Origin of the sequence: Amycolatopsis sp. 505 (assembly GCF_031625235.1) — a bacterium.
Classification (GTDB): domain Bacteria; phylum Actinomycetota; class Actinomycetes; order Mycobacteriales; family Pseudonocardiaceae; genus Amycolatopsis.
Genome location: NZ_JACKQP010000013.1, coordinates 101,030 through 123,419, shown reverse-complemented (window position 1 = coordinate 123,419; position 22,390 = coordinate 101,030). Strand labels below are relative to the sequence as shown.

The 22,390-nt window shown below is 73.9% G+C and carries 17 protein-coding genes and 1 pseudogene; 6 read left to right on the top strand and 12 right to left on the bottom strand.

Annotated elements, in window-relative coordinates; genetic code table 11:
- Positions 1-2: 2 nt before the first annotated feature.
- Positions 3-596 (top strand): annotated as a pseudogene (locus H5965_RS39430) (cryptochrome/photolyase family protein); the annotation flags it as partial.
- 757 nt (positions 597-1,353) lie between these two features.
- Here H5965_RS39430 and H5965_RS39425 read toward each other — a convergent pair.
- From H5965_RS39425 to H5965_RS39410, 4 genes are read right to left on the bottom strand one after another with little or no spacing between them, the layout of a single operon-like run.
- Positions 1,354-2,958 (bottom strand): MFS transporter, encoded by a 1,605-nt coding sequence (locus tag H5965_RS39425; RefSeq protein WP_310976160.1) that lies wholly within the window; start codon positions 2,956-2,958, stop codon positions 1,354-1,356.
- A complete protein-coding gene (locus H5965_RS39420; protein ID WP_310976159.1) occupies positions 2,949-7,394 on the bottom strand; it encodes a beta-ketoacyl synthase N-terminal-like domain-containing protein in 4,446 nt (1,481 codons plus the stop codon). The genes H5965_RS39425 and H5965_RS39420 overlap by 10 nt, the downstream gene beginning before the upstream one ends.
- On the bottom strand, positions 7,391-9,100 hold the full coding sequence (locus tag H5965_RS39415) for a fatty acyl-AMP ligase (protein WP_310976157.1): 1,710 nt from the start codon (positions 9,098-9,100) through the stop codon (positions 7,391-7,393). Before H5965_RS39415 ends, H5965_RS39420 begins: the two co-directional genes overlap by 4 nt.
- Positions 9,101-9,113: 13 nt before the next feature.
- On the bottom strand, positions 9,114-9,767 hold the full coding sequence (locus H5965_RS39410; RefSeq protein WP_310976156.1) for a hypothetical protein: 654 nt from the start codon (positions 9,765-9,767) through the stop codon (positions 9,114-9,116).
- A gap of 387 nt (positions 9,768-10,154) precedes the next feature.
- Here H5965_RS39410 and H5965_RS39405 point away from each other — a divergent pair, with 387 nt between their 5' ends.
- Genes H5965_RS39405 through H5965_RS39395 form a run of 3 tightly spaced genes read left to right on the top strand, consistent with a single transcriptional unit; the run spans position 10,155 to position 13,182 of the window.
- Positions 10,155-11,150 carry an alpha/beta hydrolase family protein gene (locus tag H5965_RS39405; protein ID WP_310976154.1) on the top strand — a complete coding sequence of 332 codons (996 nt, stop codon included), beginning with the start codon at positions 10,155-10,157 and terminating at the stop codon, positions 11,148-11,150.
- A complete protein-coding gene (locus tag H5965_RS39400; RefSeq protein WP_310976153.1) occupies positions 11,147-11,977 on the top strand; it encodes an SDR family NAD(P)-dependent oxidoreductase in 831 nt (276 codons plus the stop codon). The genes H5965_RS39405 and H5965_RS39400 overlap by 4 nt, the downstream gene beginning before the upstream one ends.
- Positions 11,974-13,182, top strand: a complete 1,209-nt coding sequence (locus H5965_RS39395; protein ID WP_310976152.1) for a glycosyltransferase — start codon at positions 11,974-11,976, stop codon at positions 13,180-13,182. Before H5965_RS39400 ends, H5965_RS39395 begins: the two co-directional genes overlap by 4 nt.
- Here H5965_RS39395 and H5965_RS39390 read toward each other — a convergent pair.
- Positions 13,179-14,174, bottom strand: coding sequence for a YdcF family protein (locus tag H5965_RS39390; protein ID WP_310976151.1), 996 nt, complete (start codon positions 14,172-14,174; stop codon positions 13,179-13,181). The genes H5965_RS39395 and H5965_RS39390 overlap by 4 nt on opposite strands.
- Positions 14,175-14,246: 72 nt before the next feature.
- Between H5965_RS39390 and H5965_RS39385 the strand changes: the two genes are divergently transcribed.
- Complete coding sequence (locus H5965_RS39385; RefSeq protein WP_310976150.1) at positions 14,247-14,609, top strand: DNA polymerase ligase N-terminal domain-containing protein; 363 nt, start codon at positions 14,247-14,249, stop codon at positions 14,607-14,609.
- Positions 14,610-14,641: 32 nt separating this feature from the next.
- On the opposite strand, the gene H5965_RS39380 is transcribed toward H5965_RS39385, so the two are convergent.
- The 6 genes from H5965_RS39380 to H5965_RS39355 all read right to left on the bottom strand — a co-directional run bounded on the left by H5965_RS39380 (position 14,642) and on the right by H5965_RS39355 (position 20,839).
- Positions 14,642-15,343 (bottom strand): DUF998 domain-containing protein, encoded by a 702-nt coding sequence (locus H5965_RS39380; RefSeq protein WP_310976149.1) that lies wholly within the window; start codon positions 15,341-15,343, stop codon positions 14,642-14,644.
- A 110-nt stretch (positions 15,344-15,453) separates the two neighbouring features.
- Positions 15,454-16,320: an NAD(+)/NADH kinase gene (locus H5965_RS39375; protein WP_310976148.1), complete on the bottom strand. Its 867-nt coding sequence runs from the start codon at positions 16,318-16,320 to the stop codon at positions 15,454-15,456.
- 30 nt (positions 16,321-16,350) lie between these two features.
- On the bottom strand, positions 16,351-17,829 hold the full coding sequence (locus H5965_RS39370) for an NAD(P)/FAD-dependent oxidoreductase (protein WP_310976147.1): 1,479 nt from the start codon (positions 17,827-17,829) through the stop codon (positions 16,351-16,353).
- Position 17,830: 1 nt separating this feature from the next.
- A complete protein-coding gene (locus tag H5965_RS39365) occupies positions 17,831-18,673 on the bottom strand; it encodes an SDR family NAD(P)-dependent oxidoreductase (RefSeq protein WP_310976146.1) in 843 nt (280 codons plus the stop codon).
- Positions 18,657-19,547, bottom strand: coding sequence for an alpha/beta hydrolase (locus H5965_RS39360; RefSeq protein ID WP_310976145.1), 891 nt, complete (start codon positions 19,545-19,547; stop codon positions 18,657-18,659). Before H5965_RS39360 ends, H5965_RS39365 begins: the two co-directional genes overlap by 17 nt.
- On the bottom strand, positions 19,544-20,839 hold the full coding sequence (locus H5965_RS39355) for a cytochrome P450 (RefSeq protein ID WP_310976144.1): 1,296 nt from the start codon (positions 20,837-20,839) through the stop codon (positions 19,544-19,546). Before H5965_RS39355 ends, H5965_RS39360 begins: the two co-directional genes overlap by 4 nt.
- An 83-nt stretch (positions 20,840-20,922) precedes the next feature.
- Between H5965_RS39355 and H5965_RS39350 the strand changes: the two genes are divergently transcribed.
- Complete coding sequence (locus tag H5965_RS39350; protein WP_310976143.1) at positions 20,923-21,510, top strand: TetR/AcrR family transcriptional regulator; 588 nt, start codon at positions 20,923-20,925, stop codon at positions 21,508-21,510.
- A gap of 37 nt (positions 21,511-21,547) precedes the next feature.
- Here the strand turns inward: H5965_RS39350 and H5965_RS39345 are convergent, their stop codons facing one another.
- Positions 21,548-22,375 (bottom strand): SAM-dependent methyltransferase, encoded by an 828-nt coding sequence (locus H5965_RS39345; protein ID WP_310976142.1) that lies wholly within the window; start codon positions 22,373-22,375, stop codon positions 21,548-21,550.
- Positions 22,376-22,390: the final 15 nt, after the last annotated feature.

The following is a 22,390-nucleotide window of genomic DNA, read 5'->3' as shown; positions in this document are numbered from 1 at the left end:
GCATGCGAGACGAGCCCGCGCTGTGGCTGTTCGCCGACCAGCTCGGGCCCCACTTCCACAGCACACCCGAGCACCGCGGTCGTGACGTGCTGCTGATCCGGTCGGCCGCCGCCTTCGCCGCGAAACCGTTCCACCGGCAGAAACTGCACCTGGTCCAGGCGGCGCTGTACCGGCTCGCGGCCGACCTCGGCGACCGAGTCACCCTGATCGACGCGCCTGACTACCGCACCGGCCTGCGGCGCTTCGGGCGGCCGGTCGTGGTGCACGAGCCGACGTCGCACGCGGCCGACGCCTTCGTCCGGCGGCTGCGCGACGAAGGCGTCGTCACGGAGATCGTGCCCACGCCCGGCTTCTTGCTGTCCAAAGAGGACTTCGCCGCCTGGGCGGCCGGGCGGACGCGGTTCGTCATGGAGGACTTCTACCGCGACCAGCGCCGGAAGTTCGGCGTGCTGCTCGAAGCCGACGGCGAACCCGAAGGCGGGCACTGGAACTACGACCACGACAATCGGCAGCCGCCGCCGAAGACCACCCGGCTCGGCGTCCCGGCGCCGTGGCACCCGCGCGAAAACGAGCTCGACGACCGGGTCCGCGCCGAACTCGACGCGGCCGAGCGCGCCGGGAAGATCCGGCCGGTCGGCGTGGACGGGCCACGGCAGTTCGCCGTCGGGCACGACGAGGCGAACCGGGCGCTGCGCCGGTTCCTCGACCACCGGCTGTCGTTCTTCGGGCCACATCAGGACGCGATGCTCACCCACGACTGGGCGATGGCGCACGCCCTGCTGTCGGTGCCGCTGAACCTCGGGCTGCTCGACCCGCGCGACGTCGTCCGGCGGGCCGAGGACCGGTACCGGGCGGGGGAGGCGCCGCTGAGCAGCGTCGAGGGGTTCGTCCGGCAGGTGCTCGGCTGGCGCGAATGGGTGTGGCACCTCTACTGGCACCAAGGGCCGGACTACCTGCGCCGCAACGCGCTGCAAGCCCGCCGCGCCCTGCCGCAGTGGTGGCGCTCGCTCGACGCCGACGCGGTCGAAGCGGCGTGCCTGCGCACCGCGCTGGCCGGGGTCCGCGACCGCGGCTACGCCCACCACATCGAACGCCTGATGGTGCTCGGCAACCACGGGCTCCAGCGCGGCTACGACCCGGCCGCGCTGACCCGCTGGTTCGCGACGGCCTTCGTCGACGGCTTCCCCTGGGTGATGCCGGCGAACGTGATCGGCATGAGCCAGTACGCCGACGGCGGGCTCGTCGCGACCAAGCCGTACGCCGCCGGCGGCGCCTACATCAGCCGGATGAGCGACCACTGCGGCGGCTGCGTCTTCGACCCGAAGAAGCGGACCGGGCCGGACGCGTGCCCGTTCACCGCGGGGTACTGGGCGTTCCTGGACCGGAACGCCGAGCGGCTGCGCGGCAACCACCGGATGCGCCAGGCCCTCGGCGGGCTCGAACGGCTCGCCGATCGCGCCGAGGTCGTCGCCCACGAGGCCGGCCGCGAACACTTCTGATCGTATAACGACCTATACGGCGAGGGACGATCGAAACCATCGTCGCGAGGGTGAACAGACCACACGCAACGAGCGCGGCAGCCTGCACGCTCTCGGTGCAGGCTGCCCGAGCGGCCGCGAGAAGCTCGGCAGCTTGCGCCAGGCCGTGCGACGCCGTTTGCGCTTGGGCCGGTCCGGCGGAGGCCAGGCGCGTCACCGCTTCCGGCACGCCGGGTGGCACCACCAGGTGCGCCGCGTAGACGGCGGCCGCCAGGGAGCCGAACGCCGTCGTGCCCAGGCCCGCCCCCAGCTCGTAGCCGGTCTTCTCGACCGCGGCCGCGCCTCCGGCCCGGTCAGGGGGCGCGGCGGACAGCAGCGTGTCCGTGCTCGACGTCAGCGCGAGCGCCATGCCCAACCCCGAGCCGACGAGCGCACTGCCGAGCCACCACGGCGACGGCAGGCCGCCCACCGCCGGGATGCCGAGGGACGCTGCCGCCAGGGCGAATCCTGCGGTGCGAACGCGGGTGTTGCCGTACCGCTCCAAAAGTGCCGGAGCGACCACGCTGCCGGCCGCCGACGCGCCGAGGACGAGCAGCAGCCGCGCCGCCGCGGCCGTCGGGGAGAGGCCGAGCACCACCTGGAGGTACTGGGCGAGCAGCAGGCCCAGCCCGACGAGGGTGCTCATCACCAGCAGCACCCCGCCGACCGCGCCGGGTACGCCCGGCCGCCGGAACAGGGTGAGGTCCAGTAGGGGAGTGGCCGCACGCCGCTGGCGGCGCACGAAGAGCACGAGGAGGACGCACCCGGCCGCCCCCGCGACGAAGCCGCCCCCCGACGGCCCGACGGCGAAGGCGATGCCGAGCACGCCACCGGCCGCGAGCACCGCGCTGAGCGCGTCCCACGGCTCGCGCCCGGGCGGGCTGCGCGGCAGCCACCGCAGCGCCGCCACCAGGGCGGCCAGGATGACCGGCGGGTTGACCAGGAACGTCGCCCGCCACCCCCACGCTTCGACGAGCAGCCCGCCGAGGACCGGCCCGAACACCGAGCCGGTCCCGGCGATGCCGCTGCACACCGCGATCGCCGTGCGCCGCCGCCGTCGGTCCGGGAACAGCTCCCGCAGCAGCGACATCGTCACCGGCATGATCAGCGCGCCGCCGACGCCGAGCGCGGCGCGGGCGGCGAGCAGGGCCGGGACGCCGGGGGCGAGGGCACAGCCGAGCGACGCCACCCCGAACACCACGTAGCCGGTGACGAGCACGCGCCGCCGTCCGAAGCGGTCGCCGAGTGTGCCGGACGGCAGGAGCAGCGGGGCCGCGGTGAGCGGGTAGATCGCCACGATCCACACCTGGGCGGCCGCGCCGGGCCGCAGTTGCCGGACGAGGTCGGGCAGCGCGACGTGCAGCACGGTCGCGTCCACCGCGACCAGGAAGAGGCCGGCGCCGAGCACGGCCAGCAGCGGCGCGGTCCGGGTCACGGCCACAGCTCGTCCGCCAGGTGCCGTGCGACGACGTCGACGTGCGGCGGATCGACGATCGAGAGGTGGTGTGCCGGGACGGGGACGATCTCGAGCCGCGGGCACAGCCCGCCCCACCCGGCGTCGGGGTCGGTGCGGGAATAGCGCGGTTCCATCGCGAGCCCGGCGGCGTACGGTTCGGTGGCCCGGTACAGCACCACGCGGCCGGCGTAGGGCGGCGGCGTGGCGCGTTCGGCGGCCAGGGTGTCCAAAAAGGACTGGCGCTGGTGGCGGAGGACTCCGGGGCTCAGCAACCCGGCTTCGGCCACGCGCCGCATGGTGAGCTCGATCTGCTCTTCTTCGAGCAGGGGCGCGAGTTCGTCGTGGCCGAGCCGGACGGTCCGGCCGTAGGTGCCCTCGACGTAGCCGGTGAAGCGCAGGAACCGCCGGGCCGACGACGCGCGCGGGTCGAGGTCCGGTTCGGGCAGCGGCCGCATGGTGTCGATGAGGGCGACGAGCTCGACCGGTTCGCCCTCGTCGGCGAGCCGGGCGGCGAGGCCGTAGGCGAGGGCACCGCCGAAGGACCAGCCGGCGAGGCGGTAGGGGCCGTGGGGAAGGCGGGCGCGCACGAGCGGGAGGAGCCGGTCGACGCGGTCTTCGATGGTGGTGCCGGGCACGCGTTCGAAGCCGAGGCAGGGGATCCCGGCGGGAAGCCGGTCCAGCAGCGGGCGGTAGACGGTGCAGGTGCTGCCGCCGGGGTGGAACAGCAGGAGAGGGGTGGTGCCGGCGTCGCCGGGCTTGAGCAGGTGCACGTCTTCGCGCGTGTCGAGCAGGGCCCGCGCGACGTCGGCGACGGCGGCGAGCGAGTCGTGCCGGAGGAGGTCCGCGGCGTCGACGGGAGTGTCGAGTTCAGTGGTGAGGCTGCCGGCGAGCAGCCGCGCGAGGCGGTGCGGGTCGGCGGTTCCGGTGAGGCGGACGTGCGGGCCGGCGGCGTCGGTACCGGTGTGCTGCCGCCAGAGCCGCAGGACGAGCCGGTCGGCGGCGTCCCAGGCCCGGCCGCGGGCCGGAGGTTCGTCGCCCCGCGGGACGAGGTCCCGGGTGAGATCGGCGAGGGTGGCCCCGCGCAGCACGGCGGCGGCGTCGGGTTCGGTGCCGAGCTCCCGGCGGACGGCTTCGCGGATCCGGTTCGCCATGAGCGAGTCGAGCCCGAGGTCGACGAGCGGCACATCGGGGTCCAGGCGGTCGGGGGCGAGCCCCATGACGGCCGCGACGATCCGGGTGAGCCGACCACCGGCGGCTTCGGGTCCGGGTCCGGCCGACGGCTGGGTGGCTCGGCCTGCAGTGGGCCGGGTCCCGTCGGGCGTTGCCGCGGGCCGGGACTCCCCGGCCGGGGCGGGGTGCTCGTCCCCGTCGGTGTACCAGTGCCGCTCGTGGCGCCAGGGCATCGGCGGGACGTCCGTGATGCGGGCGTCGTCGTCCGGGGTGGTCAGCGTGATGCGGGTGCCCGCGCAGTACAGCGTTGCCGCCGCGGCCGCGAACGCCCGGACCTCGTCCTGGCCGCGGCGCAGGGTGCCGGTCACCACCGCTTCGGGGATTCCGCCCGCTTCGAGCGTCTTCGCCAGCGACCCCCGCAGGATCGGGTGCGGGGAGACCTCGACGAACACGCGGTGCCCGTCCGCGGCCGCCGCGGCGACCGCCTGCCGGAAGCGGACGGGGCGGCGCAGGTGCGCGGCCCAATAGCCGGCGTCGAAGTCCGGGAGCTCGCGCGGGTCCGTCAGCACCGTGTCGTACCAGGGCACCAACGGCCGCCGTCCGCCCAGCTCGGCGAGTGCGGCACGCAGGGCGCCGAGGACGGGCTCGACCCCCGCCGAATGCCCGGCGACCCCGACCGGCAGCCGCCGCGCGCTCCGCCCGATGGCCTCGAGGCCGGCGACTAGCCGGTCGAGCACCACCGCGTCCCCGGCGACCGTCACCTGCCCCGGAGCGGAATCCACGGCCAGTTCGACGCCGGGGTGCGAGGCGAGCTCGCCGGGCGTCAGCTCGACCGCGGCCATCGCGCCGCCGGAGCCGATCGTGCCCAGCAGGCGGGCGCGGGTGGCGACCAGGTGGACGGCCTCGTCGGCGGTCAGCACCCCACCCACGACGGCGGCCGCGGCGGACCCGAGCGAGTGCCCGAGGACGGCGCCGGGCCGCACCCCGAGCGCCTCCCACCGCGCGGCCAGCGCAACCTGCGTCCCGAAGATGGCCAGCTGCGTCTCGGCGAGGGACGCCGGGGCGGCGCCGGCGAGCAGCGACCGCAGCGATCGCCCGGCGTGTTCGGTGAAGGGATCGCCGAGCTTGTCGACCTGGGCGGCGAAGGTGGGTTCGGCGGCGAGCAGCCGGCGGCCCATCCCGGCCCACTGGGACCCGTGCCCGGAGAAGACGAAGACCGGCCCCTCCCCGCCGACGGCGCAACCGGCGAAGGCGCCGGCGGGCAGCGGATCGGCCCCGTCCCCGACGGCCCGCAGCAACGCGGCGAGTTCCCCGTGACCGGCGGCGACGAAGGCGGCCCGGTGCGGTCCGGAGTTGTCACGCCGGAAGAGGGTGTGCGTGACGTCGGCCAGGGAGCTCCGCCGCCCGGAGGGGGAGTCCAGCCAGGCGGCGAGCTGGGTGGCGCGCTCGGTGAGCCGGTCGCGGGTCCGCGCCGACAGCAGCCCGATCCGGACACCGCCGCTGCCCGGCGGCCGGTCACCGGCTCGCCCGGCGGGGAGCCCGCCGTCCGGCCGGGGAGAGGCGCTGCCGAGCGAGCGCCCGCCCGTCGTGGAAGCGGCGCTCGTCGGCTCGTGGCCGCGCCGGGTCGCGGCACCACCACTTTCGCGAGCCGGGCCCGCCGCCTCTGCGAGCACCACGTGCGCGCCCGTCGCGGCACCGGCGCTCGCAACCTCGCCGCCGCGCCGGGTCGCGGCACCACCACTTTCGCGAGCCGGAGCCGCCGCCTCTTCCAGCACCACGTGCGCGTTCGTCCCGCCGAACCCGAAAGCCGACACCCCCGCCGTCGCGCGGCCGGTGTGGCGGGGCCACGGTGTCGGCTCCGTGACCACCTTCAACCCCAACGGGCCGAACGCGATGTGCGGGTTCGGCGCGCCGAAGTGCAGCTGTGGCGGCAGCACCCCGTGCGTCATCGCCAGGACCACCTTGATCAGCCCGGCGATCCCCGCCGCCGCCTCGGCGTGGGCGATGTTCGTCTTCACCGAGCCGATCAGCAGCGGCGCACCCGCCGCGCGGCCCGCGCCCAGCACCGCACCCAGCGCACCCGCCTCGATCGGGTCGCCCAGCAGCGTCCCCGTCCCGTGCGCCTCCACGTAGTCCACAGTGGACGGCTCGACGCCGCGGTAGGCGTCCCGCAGCATCGCCTGCTGCGCCAGCGGGTTCGGTGCGGCCAGGCCGTGGGACCGGCCGTCGGAGTTGACCGCCGAGGCGCGGATCACCGCGAGCACGCGGTCGCCGTCGCATTCGGCGTCCGCCAGGCGCTTGAGCACCACGACGCCGCAGCCCTCCGCTCGCGCGATGCCGTCCGCGGCCGCCGAGAACGTCTTGCAGCGGCCGTCGCCCGCGAGCAGGCCCGCCGCCGCGAACGCCGCCGTCGGGCCGGGGAGCAGCATGAGGTTGACCCCCGCCGCCAGCGCCAGGTCCGCGTCGCCGTCGCGCAGGGCGCGCACCGCGTGGTGCACCGCGACCAGCGACGACGAGCACGCCGTGTCCACCGCCATGCTCGGCCCGCGCAGGTCGTAGACGTACGACAGCCGGTTGGCCGCGATGCTGCCCGCCGCACCCGTGGCCGTCCACAGGTCCGGCGCGCCGCCGGTCATCGTGAGGTGGCCGTAGTCGTGGGTCGAAATCCCGGTGAACACGCCGGTCCGGCTGCCGCGCAGCGACGCCGGGGCGAGGCCGGCGTGCTCCAGCGCCGCCCACGTGACCTCCAGGAGCATGCGCTGCTGCGGGTCCATCGTCGCCGCTTCGCGGGGGGTGATGCCGAAGTGCTCGGCGTCGAACCCGGCGACGTCGTCGAGGAATCCGCCGAGCACCGGCGCGGCCTCGGCGCTCCAGCGGCCGGGCGGCGCGGTGCGGACGGCGTCCCGCCCGCTGCTCAGCAGGTCCCAGAACGCCTCGGGCCCGTCCGCGCCGGGGAACCGGCAGCCCAGGCCGATGACGGCGACCGGATCGGTCCGACGGCGGTCGGTGCTCGGCCGGGCCTCGGGCTCGGCCTCGCCGGTGAGGCTGCGGACGAGGTGGTCGATGGTCGGGCTTTCCCACAGCAGCGTCGCCGGCAGCCGGCGGCCGAGCCGGTCTTCGAGGTCGGCGGCGATGCCGACGGCCTGGCGGGAGGACAGGCCGTAGTCGCCGAGCGGCCGGTCGGGCTCGGCCGGGACGCCGGTGTGCTCGGCGACGGTGTCCAGGAGCCAACGGCGGAGGGTGTCGCTCATCGCGCCAGTGCCTTTCCGTAGTCGCCGGCGAGGTAGCGGTCGCGGCAGGCGGCGCGGGCGATCTTGCCGCTGGACGTGCGCGGGACCCGCCCGGGTGGCACGAGCAGCACGTCCCGCAGCGCGAGGCCGTGCGCGTCGGAGACCAGCCGCCGGATCGCGGCGGCCAGCGCGCGTTCGGCGGGCTCGGCCAGGTCCGCGTGGCCGCGGTGTTCGGCGACCACGACGACGGCCTCGGTGTCGGTGCCCGCCACGGCGAAGGCGGCGACGCTGCCCGGGCGGATCCCGGGGTCGGTCGACGCGGCGGTCGCTTCGACGTCCTGCGGGTAGTGGTTGCGGCCGTCGACGATGATCAGGTCCTTGATCCGGCCCGCGATGTAGAGCTCGCCGTCGTGGCGGACGCCGAGGTCGCCGGTCCGCAGCCAGGGCCCCTCGGGCAGGCCGCCGGCCAGCCGGGCGCCGAAGGTTTCGGTGCTCTCCAGGGGTTTCTGCCAGTATCCGTCGCCGACGTTCGGCCCGTGCACCCAGATTTCGCCGACCGAGCCGTCCGGCAGCACGACGGCGTTGTCCGGGTCGACGAGGGCGACGAGCTGCCCGGCCGGGGTGCCGCAGGCGACGAGCCGGACGCCGTCCGCGGCCGGCCGGGCGGCGCCCGTCGCAAGGGCGTCGCGGTCGAACGTGGTGACGCGCGGGGCCGCGGCGGGGCCGGTGGTGACGAACACGGTGGCCTCGGCCAGGCCGTACGCCGGGCGGGTCATCTCCGGCCGGTACCCGGCGGCCGCGAAGGCGGTGTGGAACCGGTCGAGGACGTCCGGGTTGATCGGCTCGGCGCCGTTGACGATCGCGGTGACCCGCCCGAGCCGCAGCCGCGCGCGGTCGGTGTCGCGGATCCGGCTCGCGCAGTAGTGGAAGGCGAAGTTCGGGGCCGCGCTCCAGCTGCCCGCGTGGTCGCCGAGCAGTTCCAGCCAGCGGACCGGCCGCTCGATGAAGGCCAGCGGGTCCATCAGCACCGAGCGCAGGCCGAGCGCCAGCGGCGTGATCAGGCCGAGGACCAGCCCCATGTCGTGGAACAGCGGCAGCCACGAAACCGTGGTCGCCGCGGCCGGGTCGAGGCCGAGCCCGCGCACCGCCTGGGTGACGTTGGCGAGCACGTTCGCGTGGGTCAGCACCACGCCGGCCGGGCTGCGGGTCGAACCGGAGGTGTACTGCAGGTAGGCGACGTCGCCCGGGGCCGCGGCCGGAACCGGCCGGGTCCGCGCCGGTTCCGGGCGGTCGACCGCGACGACGGTGACGTCGTTGCCGACGAACGCTTCGACACCCGCGCGGGCGGTCGCGGTGGTCACGACGGCCGACGGCGCGCAGTCGGCGAGGACCGCGGCGAGCCGCCCCGCGTGACCCGGCAGGTCCGGGTCGAACAGCGGCACCGCGATCGCGCCCGCGGCGATCGCGGCCAGGAACCCGACGACGTAGTCCGGGCCCTGCGGGCAGAGCACGGCGACCCGGTCGCCCGGCGCCACCGGCAGCGCGCCCGCGGCGGCGTCGACGCGCTCGGCCAGCTGCCGCCAGGTCAGGCTGCGGCGCCGTCCGGCGGGGTCGGCGGCGAAGTCGGCGAAGGTGAGGGCGGGCGCGTCGGGGGTGGTCGCCGCCCAGTGGCGCAGGCACGCGGTCAGGGTGTCGCCGCCCACCGCCGGGAAGTTCTGCTGGGACATGGGGTTCTCCTTGCTAGCGGCCCAGCCGTGGCGCGGCGTGCTGCCACGCGGCGACGGCCAGGGTGTCGAGGTCGAGGCCGGTCGCTCCGGCGTCGCGGAGCAGGACCAGCACGCCGTCGGCGGCGATGGCGACGGTGCGCAGGCGCAGGCCGGGTTCCGGCCGGCCGGGCAGGGTCAGGACCTGCTGGTAGGACAGGGATTGCGCGCCGGGAACGGCAGGGCCGGTCCCGACGGTGGTGGTCGACTCCGTGGGGAGCTCCCCGTCGTCGACGGTGATGCGGGCGCAACGGCGGGCCTGCGCGGCCCAGGCGGTCAGGTCGGGTGGGTGCGGGGTGCGCGCGACGAGTTCGGACAGCTGCCCGCCGGGTACCGCCGTCTGGAAGCCCTGGCCGGTGCCCGCGCCGGGGCGCAGCAGGCGGCCGTGGACGACGTCGGCGCAGTCCCCGGTGTCGCTGCGGTCCGAAGTGGACAGTGCGGTGGCGAGGTCGAACACGTCGCGTGCCGCGGGCCGTCCGGGGATCGTCTCGGCGGGCAGGAGCGCGGCCGGCGGGACGGCGGTTGGCGGGGGAGCCGGGACCGCCGTCGCGGGTTTGGCCGGGGAAATGGTGACCACGGCGGCCGCGGCGATCAGCAGCGCGGCCGGGGGAAAGCGAATTCGGGCAGCCATGAACAACCCTTCCGGGAGCATTCTCGGGGGAGGTGCGGCCCCTGCGCTGGAACCCTTCGCCGGGAGCACGTCGAGCGACGGCCGATCCGGCGGCACGGCGAAGGCTACGCCGGGAAATCGGTTACCGGAAGCACCTCAAGACGGCGTAAACATCGTCGTGCACAGCGGGTGAGCTGCTGGATTGCAGGTTACTGGCGAGTTCGGCAAGCGCTTGTGGCACGGCCGTCCGGGATTGGTCACGCTGCGCGACCGTCGCCTCACCCCCGCGGGGGAGTTTGTTTTCCTGCCATTCACATTGTCCGCTCACATAGTGGGCAGGACAATTGCGCTCGTGGGCGCAATTCCTTTAGCTTGGCCGCACCTTCGACGATCGGGGAAAGGAAACGCATGCGCCCTTCGGTGAGGTGGTTCACCGCCCTGGCGGCCGCGGTGTGCGTGCTGCCCGGCACCCCCGCGCCGGCCGCGGCCGACGTCCCGGACGCCCGGGCCGACGACGGCTCGCACGTCGTCGCCCAGACCACTGTGGACGGTGACGCGCGGGTGCTCGACCTGACCGTGCGCTCGACCGGCGTCGGGGCGTACGCGATGGTCCGGCTGATCCTGCCGCAGAACTGGGCCGGCGGCCGCTGGCCGGCGGTCTACCTGCTGGCCGGCGAGACGCGGCTGCAGGACTACCGCGGCTGGAGCGCGAACACCGACGTCCGGCAGCTCGCCGACGACGCCGGCGTCCTGGTCGTGATGCCCGGCTCGGGCTCCGCCGGGTTCTTCAGCGACTGGTGGAACTACGGCAAGGACATCGCGCTCAACCAGTGGGAGACGTTCACCGCCGTCGAACTCCCGCAGCTGATCGACCGCGGCTACCGCGGCGACGGCCGGCGCGCGGCCGCCGGGCTGTCCCTCGGCGGCTACGGCGCGTTCGAACTCGCCGCCCGGCGGCCGGGCGTGTTCCGGTACGCGGCCTCCTTCAGCGGCAACCTCAACCCGTCCGCAGCGGGCGGCGACCTGCTGACCAGCGCGATCGTCACGTCGGCCCACCTCGACCCCGAAGCCCTGTGGGGCGACCGGCGCCGGGAGTCCGCGCGCTGGGAAGCGCACGACCCGCTGGTGAACGCGGACCGCCTGCGCGGCACCGAGCTGTACCTTTCGGCGGGCAACGGGCTGCCGGGCCCGCTGGACGCCAAGCTCCCGATCGACGTCCTGCCCGGCGCGATGCTCCTCGAGTTCCTCTGCGGCGCCCAGACGACGGCGATGGCCGGCCGGCTGCGCGCCCTCGGCGTCCCGGCGACGGTGGACCTCTACGGGCCGGGCACGCACCAGTGGGCGTACTGGCAGGAGCAGCTGCACAAGACGTGGCCGCGGATGCTGCAGGTGCTGGCGTCGTGAAACCGTCCTATGTGGTCACGGGCGCGGCGGGCGGCATCGGCCGCGCGTGCGTGGCGGAGCTGGTCCGGCGGGGCGCCCACGTGTGGGCGAGCGTGCGGTCCGACGCGGACGAAGCGGACCTCGGGCGCGCGTACGGCGACGCGGTCACGGTGCTGCGGATGGACCTGCGTGACGAGGCGTCGATCGCCCGTTGCGGCGAGCGCGTTGCGGCGGCCGGACCGTTGCGGGGACTGGTGAACAACGCCGGCCTGGCCCGGCCGGGACCGCTCGAGCACGTGCCCCTGGCCGCGTTCCGGGAGCAGCTGGAGGTGAACGTGACGGGCCAGCTGGCGGTGACGCGCGCGATGCTGCCGGCGCTGCGGCGCACGGAGTCGGCGCGCGTGGTGACGATCGGCTCGATCGGCGGCCGGATCGCGGGACCGATGGTCGGGCCGTACCACACGTCGAAGTTCGCGCTGGTGGGGTTGACCGACAGCCTGCGCGCGGAGCTGGCCCCGGAGGGGATCCGCGTGGTGCTGGTCGAGCCGGGAGCGGTGGCGACGCCGATCTGGCCCCGGGCCCGCGCGGCGGCCGAGGAGGTGAGGGCGGCCCTGTCGCGGGCGGCGTTGGAGAGGTATGGGGAGCAGCTGGCCGCGGCGGAGAGGAGCGCGGCCCGGTCGGCCCGGACGGGAGTACCCCCGCGCCGTGCGGCGGAGACGGTGGTCCGCGCGCTCACGACCCGCCGTCCGGCGCCGAGGTACCTGGTGGGCCGGGACGCCCGGCTGGCCGCGGTGCTGGCGAACTTGCCGTTCCGGGTGAGGTACCACCTGACGGCGGCGAAGCGATGAGCCGCCTGGTCGTGATCGTCGCGCCCGGCTCGCGGGGTGACGTCCAACCGTGCGTCGCCCTCGGGCGGGGCCTTGCCGCGCACGGCGATCGCGTTCGCGTTCTGGCCGCGTCCGCGTTCCGGGGGCTCGTCGAATCCCACGGCCTCGGCTTCGCGCCCCTCTCGGCGGACCCGGCCGCCCTGCTCGGCTCGGCCGTCGGGCAAGCGTGGACCGGCGGCAGGCGGTTCCTCTCCGGGCTGCGGGCCGTCCTCCGGCCGGTGCTCGACACGCTCCTCGCCGACGTCCACGCCGGGGCTGCCGGCGCCGACCTCGTGCTCGCTCCTTCGCTCGGCTTCCTCGGCGCGCACCTGGGCGCCCACCTCGGCGTCCCCGACGTCGAACTGCACTACCAGCCCAGCGTGCCGACGCGCGCCTTCGCCCACCCGCTCCTGCCCCGGGCCACCCGGCTCGGCCCCTGGGCACGGCACCTCAGCTTCACCGCCGTCGACGCCGTCGCCTGGCAAGTCCTCCGGCCGGAAATCGACCGCTGGCGCGCCGAGACGCTCGGCCTGCCCAGAACCGGACGAAGAGGCCCGCGGCGGCGGTCGGCCGTCCTGTGCGGATTCTCCGACGCCGTCGTGCCGCGGCCACCCGACTGGCCCGCCCGCGTGCACCTCACCGGGTACTGGTTCCTCGACACCGCCACCCCGCGGCCGGACCCGCGGCTGCGTGACTTCCTCGCCGCCGGTCCACCACCGGTCTACGTCGGCTTCGGCAGCATGCGGCCCGCCGACGCCGCGCGGACGTCCGACGTCGTCCGCGCGGCGTTGCGCCGGGCCCGGCTGCGCGGCGTCCTCAGTACCGGGGCGGACGCCGATGACGTGCTGGTCGTCGGCGATGTCCCGCACGATTGGCTGTTCCCGCGCACCGCCGCGGTCGTCCACCACGGTGGCGCCGGGACCACCGCCGCCGGGCTGCGGGCCGGGGTGCCGGCACTCGTCTGCCCCGTCTTCTCCGACCAGCCCTACTGGGGCGACCGGGTGTCGAAGCTGAGCGCCGGCCCGAAACCCGTGCCGCTCGAGGAGCTGGACGTCGACACCCTGACCGCGCGACTCCGGGAGCTGACCGGAAACCCGCTGTTCCGGCGCGGCGCCCAGTACGTCGGCGCACGCCTGCGGGCCGAGGACGGCGTGGCCCGCGCGTGCTCGCTGCTGCGTGCGGGCTAGGCGGTCGCGAAGACGGCCAGGAGCAGGCCGGTGCCGATGATCAGCACGCACGCCGCGATCGTCGTGCGGCGGTAGTGCAGGATCAGCGCCGCGAACTCGCGCAGCAGCGCGCTCGGCAGGAAGTACCGGGCCGTCGGGGAGCCCGTCGCGTGGAACGGCAGGCCGAGCCGCCGGCACTCGACCGCCGTCCGGAACACGTGGTAGTTGCTGGTCACCGCCACCACCCGGCGTGCGCCGGCGGGGAGCAGTTCCGCCGAGAACCGGAGGTTTTCCTCGGTCGTGCGGGCCTGGTCCTCGCGCCGGATGCGGTCGTCGGGGACACCGCGGTCGCGCAGGTACGCCTCCATCGCTTCGGCTTCGGTGACGGTCTCGCCGGGACCCCGCCCGCCGGAGACGACGAGCAGCGGCGGCGTCGCTTCCCGGGCGTGGAGCCGGATCGCGCGGTCGAGCCGCCCGGCGAGCAGCGGCGGCACGCGCTCGCCGTCCAGGCCGCAGCCGAGCACGATGATCGCGTCGAACCCGCCGCGGCGCCCGATCCGGCTGTACACCACGGAGTAGACCAGCAGCGACAGGAAGAGGAAGCCGAAGTACCCGGCCAGCACGGCGGCGACGGCCACCAGCGCCGAACCCCACCGGCCCAGTGGCGCGAACGCCAGCGCTTCGAGCGTGACCAGCCCGGCGCCCAGGCCGAGCGACAGCAGGTTTCCCGCGCTGCGCCCTTCTCGCTGCCACATCCGCACCCCGTTGGCGATGAGCGCGGTCGGCAGCACGAGGGCGACGAGCACCGCGACGACGCCGAGCAACCCGAGCAGCACCGGCATCAACCACTCGAGGTGCAGTGCGGCGCGCAGCAGCCACAACGAAGTCAGCAGCAGCGCCAAGCCGAGCCACACGGCGTTGCCCAGCCGCCGCGGCTCGCGCGCCACCCGGACCGCGAACACGACGAGGGCCACCCCGGCGGCAACCGGCAGCACCGCACCGGCGACGTTCACCCGGCCTCCCCTGGAATCACCGGAGAGCCTAGCCGCCGTGGCCAGGACGGGTGATCTGGCAGGGTGGACGCCGTGACCGATCGGCATCCGGCGTTCGTGCTCCACGAGCACTTCCGCCCCCGGCACCACTTCGACCTCCGCCTGGAGGAGGACGGCGTGCTGCGGTCCTGGGCCGTCCCGCGCGGCCTCCCGCCGGACCCGGGAAGCGACCGGCTCGCGGTGGCGGTGCCCGACCACGCGCTCGACCACCTGGCGTACGAGGACGACACGAAGAAGATCGCCGACACGGGCTGGTGGGAGGAACACGACCGGACGGCCAAGCGCATCCTGTTCACGCTGCACGGCCGGGCTGGTGCGGTGCGGTACGCGTTGATCCGCACCGCCCGCGACTGGCTCCTGCACCGCACCCGCGACCAGCCGGGTGAGGCGGCGTAGCGACCCGGCGGCACGACGCCGCCCGTGCTCGGTCAGGCGGGCGAAACACCGGGGCCGGCATGAGACCGCCGCGCCGGGTGCATCGCTCGGTGGGCCCAATACCCCAGCACGCCCAGCAGCGTGATCTCCAGGAGCATCATCAACCGCTCGACCAGGCCCGTCGCCACTGTCGGCAGGTGGCCGCCGAACACGACGTTCACCGCGAACGGGACGATGAACGGCAGGTAGAACGGGATCGCCCCCAGGGCCAGGCGCCGGGACCAGGTCGCGAACCGGCGCCAGCGCGGGTCGTCGCGGTGGCGGCGGCCCAGCGCCCAGCCGACCACCGGCAAGCTCAGGCACGTCACCGCCGAGGCGTACAGGTGGATCTTGCCCGTCGCCGTGATCGCGCCACCCTGCGGGTCCTTCGCGAACACCACCACCGCCAGCAGGCTCACGCACCACAGCACCTTCGCCGCGACGAGCCCCGGATCGGCCAGGAGGCCACGGCGGTAGAGCGCGACCAGCAGCAGCGCCGATCCCGTGCTCGTCAGCAGCAACGCGCTGTCCCACAGCCACCGGCCCGGGCTCAGCGCGTAGTCGCTGAGCATCGTGCTGACCGGGTCGAGGGGCGCGAGCCTGCGGTCGATGTGCAGCACGGCGAGCAGGACGAGGGCGCCGGCGAAGGCGGCGAGCGCCCCGGGGACGAGCAGGCGGGCGCGCAGGCGGGGACGGACGGGTGCGGGACACAGCATGTAGGGAGACACTCCGGGGCGGTTCGGCTGGTTCAGGCGCAGCCGCGCACGCTACCCGTGACCTTTCCGTGACCATTGCCGACGCGCCCGCGCTGTGACGCAGGACACCGTCAGTGGTCGCCGTCCTGGGGGATTTCGGCCGAGTCCGTGAGCCGCAGCTTGCGCCGGGCCCGCTGGTAGAACGTCGTCATCCCGAGCCGGACCACCCGCGCCGCGCTCGGCCGGGCGCGCAGGTCGAGGCGCTCGCCGGGGGAGACGTACCCCTCGACCTGGCCGTCGACCTCCACCGCCAGCCGGCCGCTGGTCGGCAGCAGCTCCAGCGTCACCTCGTCGTGCACCGAGAGCACCACGCCCCGGCTGTACGCCGAGTGCGGCGCCGCCGGCGTCACCAGCAGGGCTTCCACCGACGGGCTGGTGATCGGGCCGCCCGCGGAGAAGCTGTAGGCCGTCGAGCCGGTCGGCGTCGCCACCACCACCGCGTCGGCCGAGTAGCTCACGAACGGCTGGCCGCCGACCCGGACCGCGACCACCGCGCTGCCGTCGCCGGGCACGCGCACCACCGCGATGTCGTTGAACGCCGTGATCCGCCGCCCCTGCAGCACCGCGTCCACGGCCAGCCGCGGCTCCACCGTGAACTCGTGGTCGTCGATCGCGGACAGCGCGCCGGGCAGGTCGGGCACGTCGACCTCGGCCAGGAAGCCGAGCTTGCCGAGGTTCACCCCCAGCACCGGCGCGCGCTGCCCGTCGGCCAGCCGCATGGCCCGCAGCATCGTGCCGTCGCCGCCCAGGCTGACCAGCAGGTCGGCCCGCCGCCCGAGCTCCTCGGCCGACACCCCCTCCGCCGCGCAGTTGAGCCGCACGATCTCGTCTTCGATGCCGAGGATTTCGATGTTCCGGTTGTCCGCCCAGCCGAGCACGGCTTCGACGGCGGCCGCGGAGTCGCGGCGGGGGTGCAGCACGAGTCCCGCGGAGTGCATGTCAGCGGCCCCGGACGGGCGAAGAGAGCGTCATGCGCTCAGTCTGCCCCCTCCCGCCGCCGGTCGCCGCGAGAAGCGCAGCGCGCCGTCGTCGATTCGCCCGTGCCGGAGCTTGACGACGTCGTGCGCGTAGCTCATGCCCAGCTGCCACGGTGCCCGCGAACCCGCCTTCGGGAACTCGTCGATCGACCGCTGGACGTACCCGGCGTCGAAGTCCAGCAGCGGCCGCTCGGTGACCGCCGGGTCGTCGTTGACCGGCACGGCCTGGTCGTAGCCGTTCCGGTCGAGGTGGCGCAGCAGCCGGACGACGTACTCGCCGACCAGGTCGGCCTTGAGCGTCCACGACGCGTTCGTGTAGCCGATCGTGAAGGCGAAGTTCGGCACGCCGCTGAGCATCATGCCCTTGTAGGCCATGGTCTCCGGCAGCTTCACCGGTTCGCCGTCCACCGACAGCTCGATGCCGCCGAAGGCCAGCAGCCGCAGCCCGGTCGCGGTGACGACGACGTCCGCCTCCAGCTCGCCGCCCGATTCGAGCCGGATGCCGTGCTCGGTGAAGGACGCGATCCGGTCGGTGACGATCGAGGCGTCGCCGCGCTTGATGGACCGGAACAGGTCGCCGTCCGGGACCAGGCACAGCCGCTGGTCCCAGGGCTGGTACCGCGGCTTGAAGTGGGTGTCGACGGCGTACCCGGGCGGCAGCTGCTTCACCGTGGCCTTGCGGATCAGCCTCTTCACCACGCCGGGGCGGCGCCGGCTGAGCTGGTAGATCAGCGTGCTGACCGCGACGTTCTTCCAGCGCGCGATCGGGTACGCCAGCCGCGGGCCGAGCAGCCGGCGCAGCCGGTTGGCCAGTGCGTCCTCCGACGGCAGCGAAAGGATGTAGGTGGGGGAGCGCTGCAGCATCGTCACGTGCGCCGCGCGGTCGGTCATCGCCGGGACGAGGGTCACCGCGGTCGCGCCGCTGCCGATGACGACGACCTTCTTGCCGGCGTAGTCGAGGTCCTCGGGCCAGTGCTGCGGGTGGACGACCGTGCCGCCGAAGTCCTCCAGACCGGGGAACTCGGGCGTGTGCCCGGCCGCGTAGTCGTAATAGCCGCTGCACAGGTACAGGAACTTCGCGGTGAACTCCACCGGCTTCCCGTCGTGCTCGGCCTCGACCGTCCACAAGGCGTCCTCGGTGGACCAGGCGGCCCGGACGACTTTGTGCCCGAAGCGGATGTGCCGGTCGATCCCCGCGTCGGCCGCGGTGTCGCGGACGTACTCGAGGATCGACGGGCCGTCCGCGATGGCCTTCGCGTCGGTCCACGGGCGGAACCGGTAACCGAGGGTCTGCATGTCCGAGTCGGACCGCACGCCGGGGTAGCGGAACAGGTCCCAGGTGCCGCCGATCGCGGCACGGGCTTCGAGGATCGCGTAGCTCTTGCGCGGGAACGCGGTGCGCAAGTGGTGGGCGGCGCCGACGCCGGACAGCCCGGCGCCGACGATGAGGACGTCGAGGTGTTCGGTCATGTCAGACGGTCTCCGTCCGCCGGGCGCGCTGCAGCACGCGGGTCAGCACGGCGTTGTAGTGGGTGGGGGTGATCCGGGCTAGCGCGTCGAACAGGTAGGCGTCCGGGCCGACCAGGATCCGGGCCTTCCCGCGGTCGACGCCGGCGTGGATGATCGCCGCCGCCTTGTCCGGCGACGTCATGGTCATGGCCTCGAACTGCGCGGCCATCTGCTCGTGGCTGCGGCCCCGGCCCTCGGGATCGCGGCGCACCCGGGCGTTGCGGGCGATGTTGGTCGTGATGCCGCCGGGGTGGACGGTCACCGCGCGGACGTCGGTGCCGCGCAGCTCCTGCCGCAGCGACTCGGTGAAGCCGCGGACGGCGAACTTCGCCGCGCAGTACGCGCTCTGGTACGGCACCCCGAGCAGGCCGTACACGCTGGAGGTGTTCACGATCGCGCCTTCGCCCTGCTCGACGAGGATCGGCAGGAACGCCCGCGTGCCGTGCACGACCCCGTGGAAGTTGATGTCGTGCAGCCAGTCGTCGTCCTCGGGGACCGCGTCGAGCACCGACGAGGTGACCGCGACGCCGGCGTTGTTGAACACCGCGGCCAGCGGCGCCGGGAGCCAGTCGCGGACCTCGGCGGCGAACCGCAGCTGGTCGGCCGCGTCGCGGACGTCGAGGACGCGGGTCAGCACCTTGCCGGGCAGCGTGGCCGCGGTGGCCTTGAGGCCGTCTTCGTCGACGTCGGCGAGGGCGACCGGCGAGCCGAGCCGGGACAGCCGGCCGGCCAGCGCGCGGCCGATGCCGGACGCCGCGCCGGTGATGACCACCGGGCGGCCGGTGAGACTACGAGGTCGTGACATCGCTGCTCCTCGCGTGCTGGTCGATCAGGTCGAGGATCGTGGGCCAGGCGCCTTCGGGCAGGTCGTGGCCCATGCCGCGGACGGTCTCCAGCCGCGCGCCGCGGATGGCCCGGGCGGTGGCGGCCCCGCCGGTGGGGTGCACCATCCGGTCGCGGTCGCCGTGGATCACCAGCGTCGGCGCGGTGATCTTCCGCAGCAGCGGGGTCCGGTTGCCGGACTTCATGATCGCGGCGAGCTGGCGGCCGACGCCGCCGGACGTCGGATCGCGGTCCCAGCCCGTCCCGGCCAGCTCGCGCACGAACGCCTCGTCGAACGGGAAGCCGTGCGAGCCGATGTGCCGGAACATCCGGACGGCGCTCTCGACCGCCTCTTCGCGTGACTTCGGCGGCTTCGCGCCCATCATCCGCAACGTCGAGAGCGCGGGCCGGCCGAGCAGGCGCGACCCGGTCGTCGACATGATCGACGTGAGGGTGCGGATCCGCTCGGGGTACAGCGCGGCGGTGGTCTGGGAGATCATGCCGCCCATCGAGACGCCCGCGATGTGGGCGGTCTCGATGTCCAGCGCGTCGAACAGGCCGGCGGTGTCGGCGGCCATGTCCGTCAGGTCGTACTGCTGTGCGGGGAACCGGCCGGCGAGCATGCCGAGCAGGCTCGGCGGCCGGAACCGCGGGTGCGTCGAGCGGCCGGCGTCGCGGTTGTCGAACCGGATGACTTCGTACCCGCGCTCGGCGAGCCGTGCGCAGAAGGCGTCCGGCCAGCTGTGCAGCTGCTGGCCCAGCCCGGCGACGAGGACCAGCGGCTCGGCGCCGGTGTCCCCGATCCGTTCGCACGCCAGGGAAATCCCGCGTCCGACCTCGGCGATCTGCTCGGTCAAGAAACACCTCCGATGGTGGTCCGGCGGCGCACGACCGCGCGGCCGCCCTTGGCCGGGGCGTAGGCGACGCCCCGCGAGTGCCAGCGTTCGCCGGGTTCGGTCGTCGGTACCAGCGTGAAGTCCCGCAGCAGGGTCCTCAGCACGACGGTCATCTCCATGGTGGCGAAGGCGGCGCCGAGGCAGCGGCGGGTGCCGCCGCCGAACGGGATCCACTGGTAGAGGTCCGGGCGCGTGCCTTCGAAGCGGTGCGGGTCGAAGGCGGCCGCGTGCGGGAAGACGGCGTCGTCGTCGTGGATCAGGGCGATGCTGACGAGGACCGCGTACCCCTTCGGCAGCGTCCACCGGCCGAGCCGGAAGCCGTCCTGCTTGACCTGCCGGGCGGTGAGGTCGATGACCGGGCGGGTGCGCTGGACCTCGAGGATGGTGGCGTCGAGGAGCTTCGGGTCTTCGGACAGCTCGGCGAGCAGCGCGGGATGGCGGCGGAGGCGCTCCACGGCCCAGGCCAGCGTGGTCGCGGTCGTTTCGTGGCCGGCGGTGAGGAGGGTGAGGAGCTGGTCGGAGATCTCTTCGCGGCTCAGCCCGGACCCGTCGTCGTAGCGGGTCTGCAGCATCATCGAGAGGACGTCGTCCTTTTCTTCGGCGCGCGCCTTGGCGATCAGCCGGTCGACGATGGCGTCGTACTCGCGGCGCATCCGTTCGAACCGGCGCCACGGGTTGAAGCGGCCCTTCTTCGGGATGGGCAGCACGGCCAGCCGCGAGCCGAGGGTGACGAACGGCGGAAGCAGTTCGCGCAGCTCGGCGAACTCGGCCCCTTCGGCGCCGAAGACCGCGCGGAGGATGGCGTTGAGGGTGATCCGCATCATCGACGGCAGCGTGGCGAACGCGCGGTTTTCGGGCCAGCTCGCCAGTTCCCGCACGGTTTCTTCCTCGACGATCCGCTCGTACGCGGCGAGCCGCCGGCCGTGGAAGTGCGGGACCAGGAGCTTGCGCTGCCGTTTGTGCTCGTCACCGGAGAGGGCGAACATCGACCGCGGCCCGAGCACGCGCCCGAGGTTGACCTCGAGGTTGTCGACGAGTTCGGGTCCGGAGGTGAACAGCTGCTTGATCTCCGCGGGGCTGCTGATCACCACGGCGTTGCCGAAGATCGGCACGTTGACCGTGAACGCGTCCCCGTAACGGTCCTTGAGCCGCCGCATGCCGCGCAGGGGCTGGGTGAGCGCATAGGCGCCCTGGACGGCGCGTGGCGCGGTGGGCCCCGGTGGCAGCGTCGCGGGGCGTGTCATGGTCGTCATCGACCCTCCCGGAAGGTGGTACGCGAACGTACCGTCGGTACGGTACGCCGGTGTACCATCCCGTTTCAAGGGAGGGGTATAGCGTGACTTCCGTGGACGTCGACACCCGCCGGCACCGGCAGCGCCTCTTGGACGGGCTGGCCGGGTCGATCACCGAGGTGGGCTTCCGCGACACGACGGTCGCCGACGTCGTCCGCCGCGCCCGCACGTCCCGCCGGACGTTCTACGAGCACTTCTCCAGTCGCGAAGAGTGCCTGATCGCGCTCCTGGCGGAGGCGAACCGCTCGATGATCCAGCAGATCTCCGAGGCGGTGGATCCACAGGCGCCGTGGAAAGCCCAGGTGCGCCAGGCGATCGAGACGTGGATCGCCTGTGCCGAAGCCGAGCCGGCGATCACGCTGAGCTGGATCCGCGACGTACCGGCGCTGGGCGCCGCGGCCCGCGAACTGCAGCGCGACGTGATGGAAGCGTTCATCACGATGACCCAGCAGCTGACCGACACACCTGCACTGCGCGCGGCGGGGATCAGCCCGCCTTCGCGGCAGCTGTCGATCATGCTCCTGGGCGGGTTGCGCGAGCTGATCGCCACGACAGTGGAGGACGGCGGCCGGGCCGGGGACGTCACCGAGGTCGCGGTGCGCGCGTCGATCGCGTTGCTCGGCCCGGCCTGAGCATCAAACCTTTCTGTATAACGTCATATATGGCGGTTTACTTGATGATTTTTCGAGCCACTCCGCCGTAGAGCTGGGTGTTGGTATACGGATCATTGGAAATGTCACCTGGACCGCCCGGGCGCCACAGGGCGCAGCCGACCAGGCCGGGTTCGACGAGCTCGAAGTCGCCGAACATCGTCTCGACTTCCTCGTACGTGCGGGTGGTCGCCTGGTCCTGGCCGCGGGCCTGGTTGAAGTTGCCCACGGCGGTGTTGATCCGGTTGCCTTCCTGGTCGCTGATCATGTGCGAGATGGCCAGGTAGCTGCCGGCCGGGACGCGGCGGCGGTACTCGGCGAGCAGGGTGTGCGGGTCGCTGGCGTCGGGGATCCAGTGCAGCATGGCGACCATCAGCAGCCCGATCGGTTCGGTGAAGTCGAGGCGGCGCACGTCCGGGTCGGCGAAGAGGTCGTCGGGGCCGGTGAAGTCGGCGTGCGCGATGGTGGCGTTTTCGCTGGTGCGCAGGAGCATCTTGCTGTGCGCGACGGCGATCGGGTCGCGGTCGACGTAGACGACCCGGCAGCGCGGGTCGATTTCGCCGGCGATCTGGTGGACGTTGCCCACGGTCGGGATTCCCGAGCCGATGTCGAGGAACTGGCGGATGCCCAGGTCCATCAGGGTGCGCACGACCCGGCCGAGGAACGCGCGGTTGAGCCGGGCGACGTCCCGGATGCCGGGCATGATCTTTTCGGCCTGTTCCGCGGCGGCGCGGTCGGCCTGGAAATTGTGGGCGCCGCCCAGGAGGTAGTCGTAGGTCCGGGAACTGCTGGGTTTCGTCGTGTCGATACCCGGAGGGACCCATTCCTCTTCTTGATGTTGTGTCATCGTGCACCTCGCTCA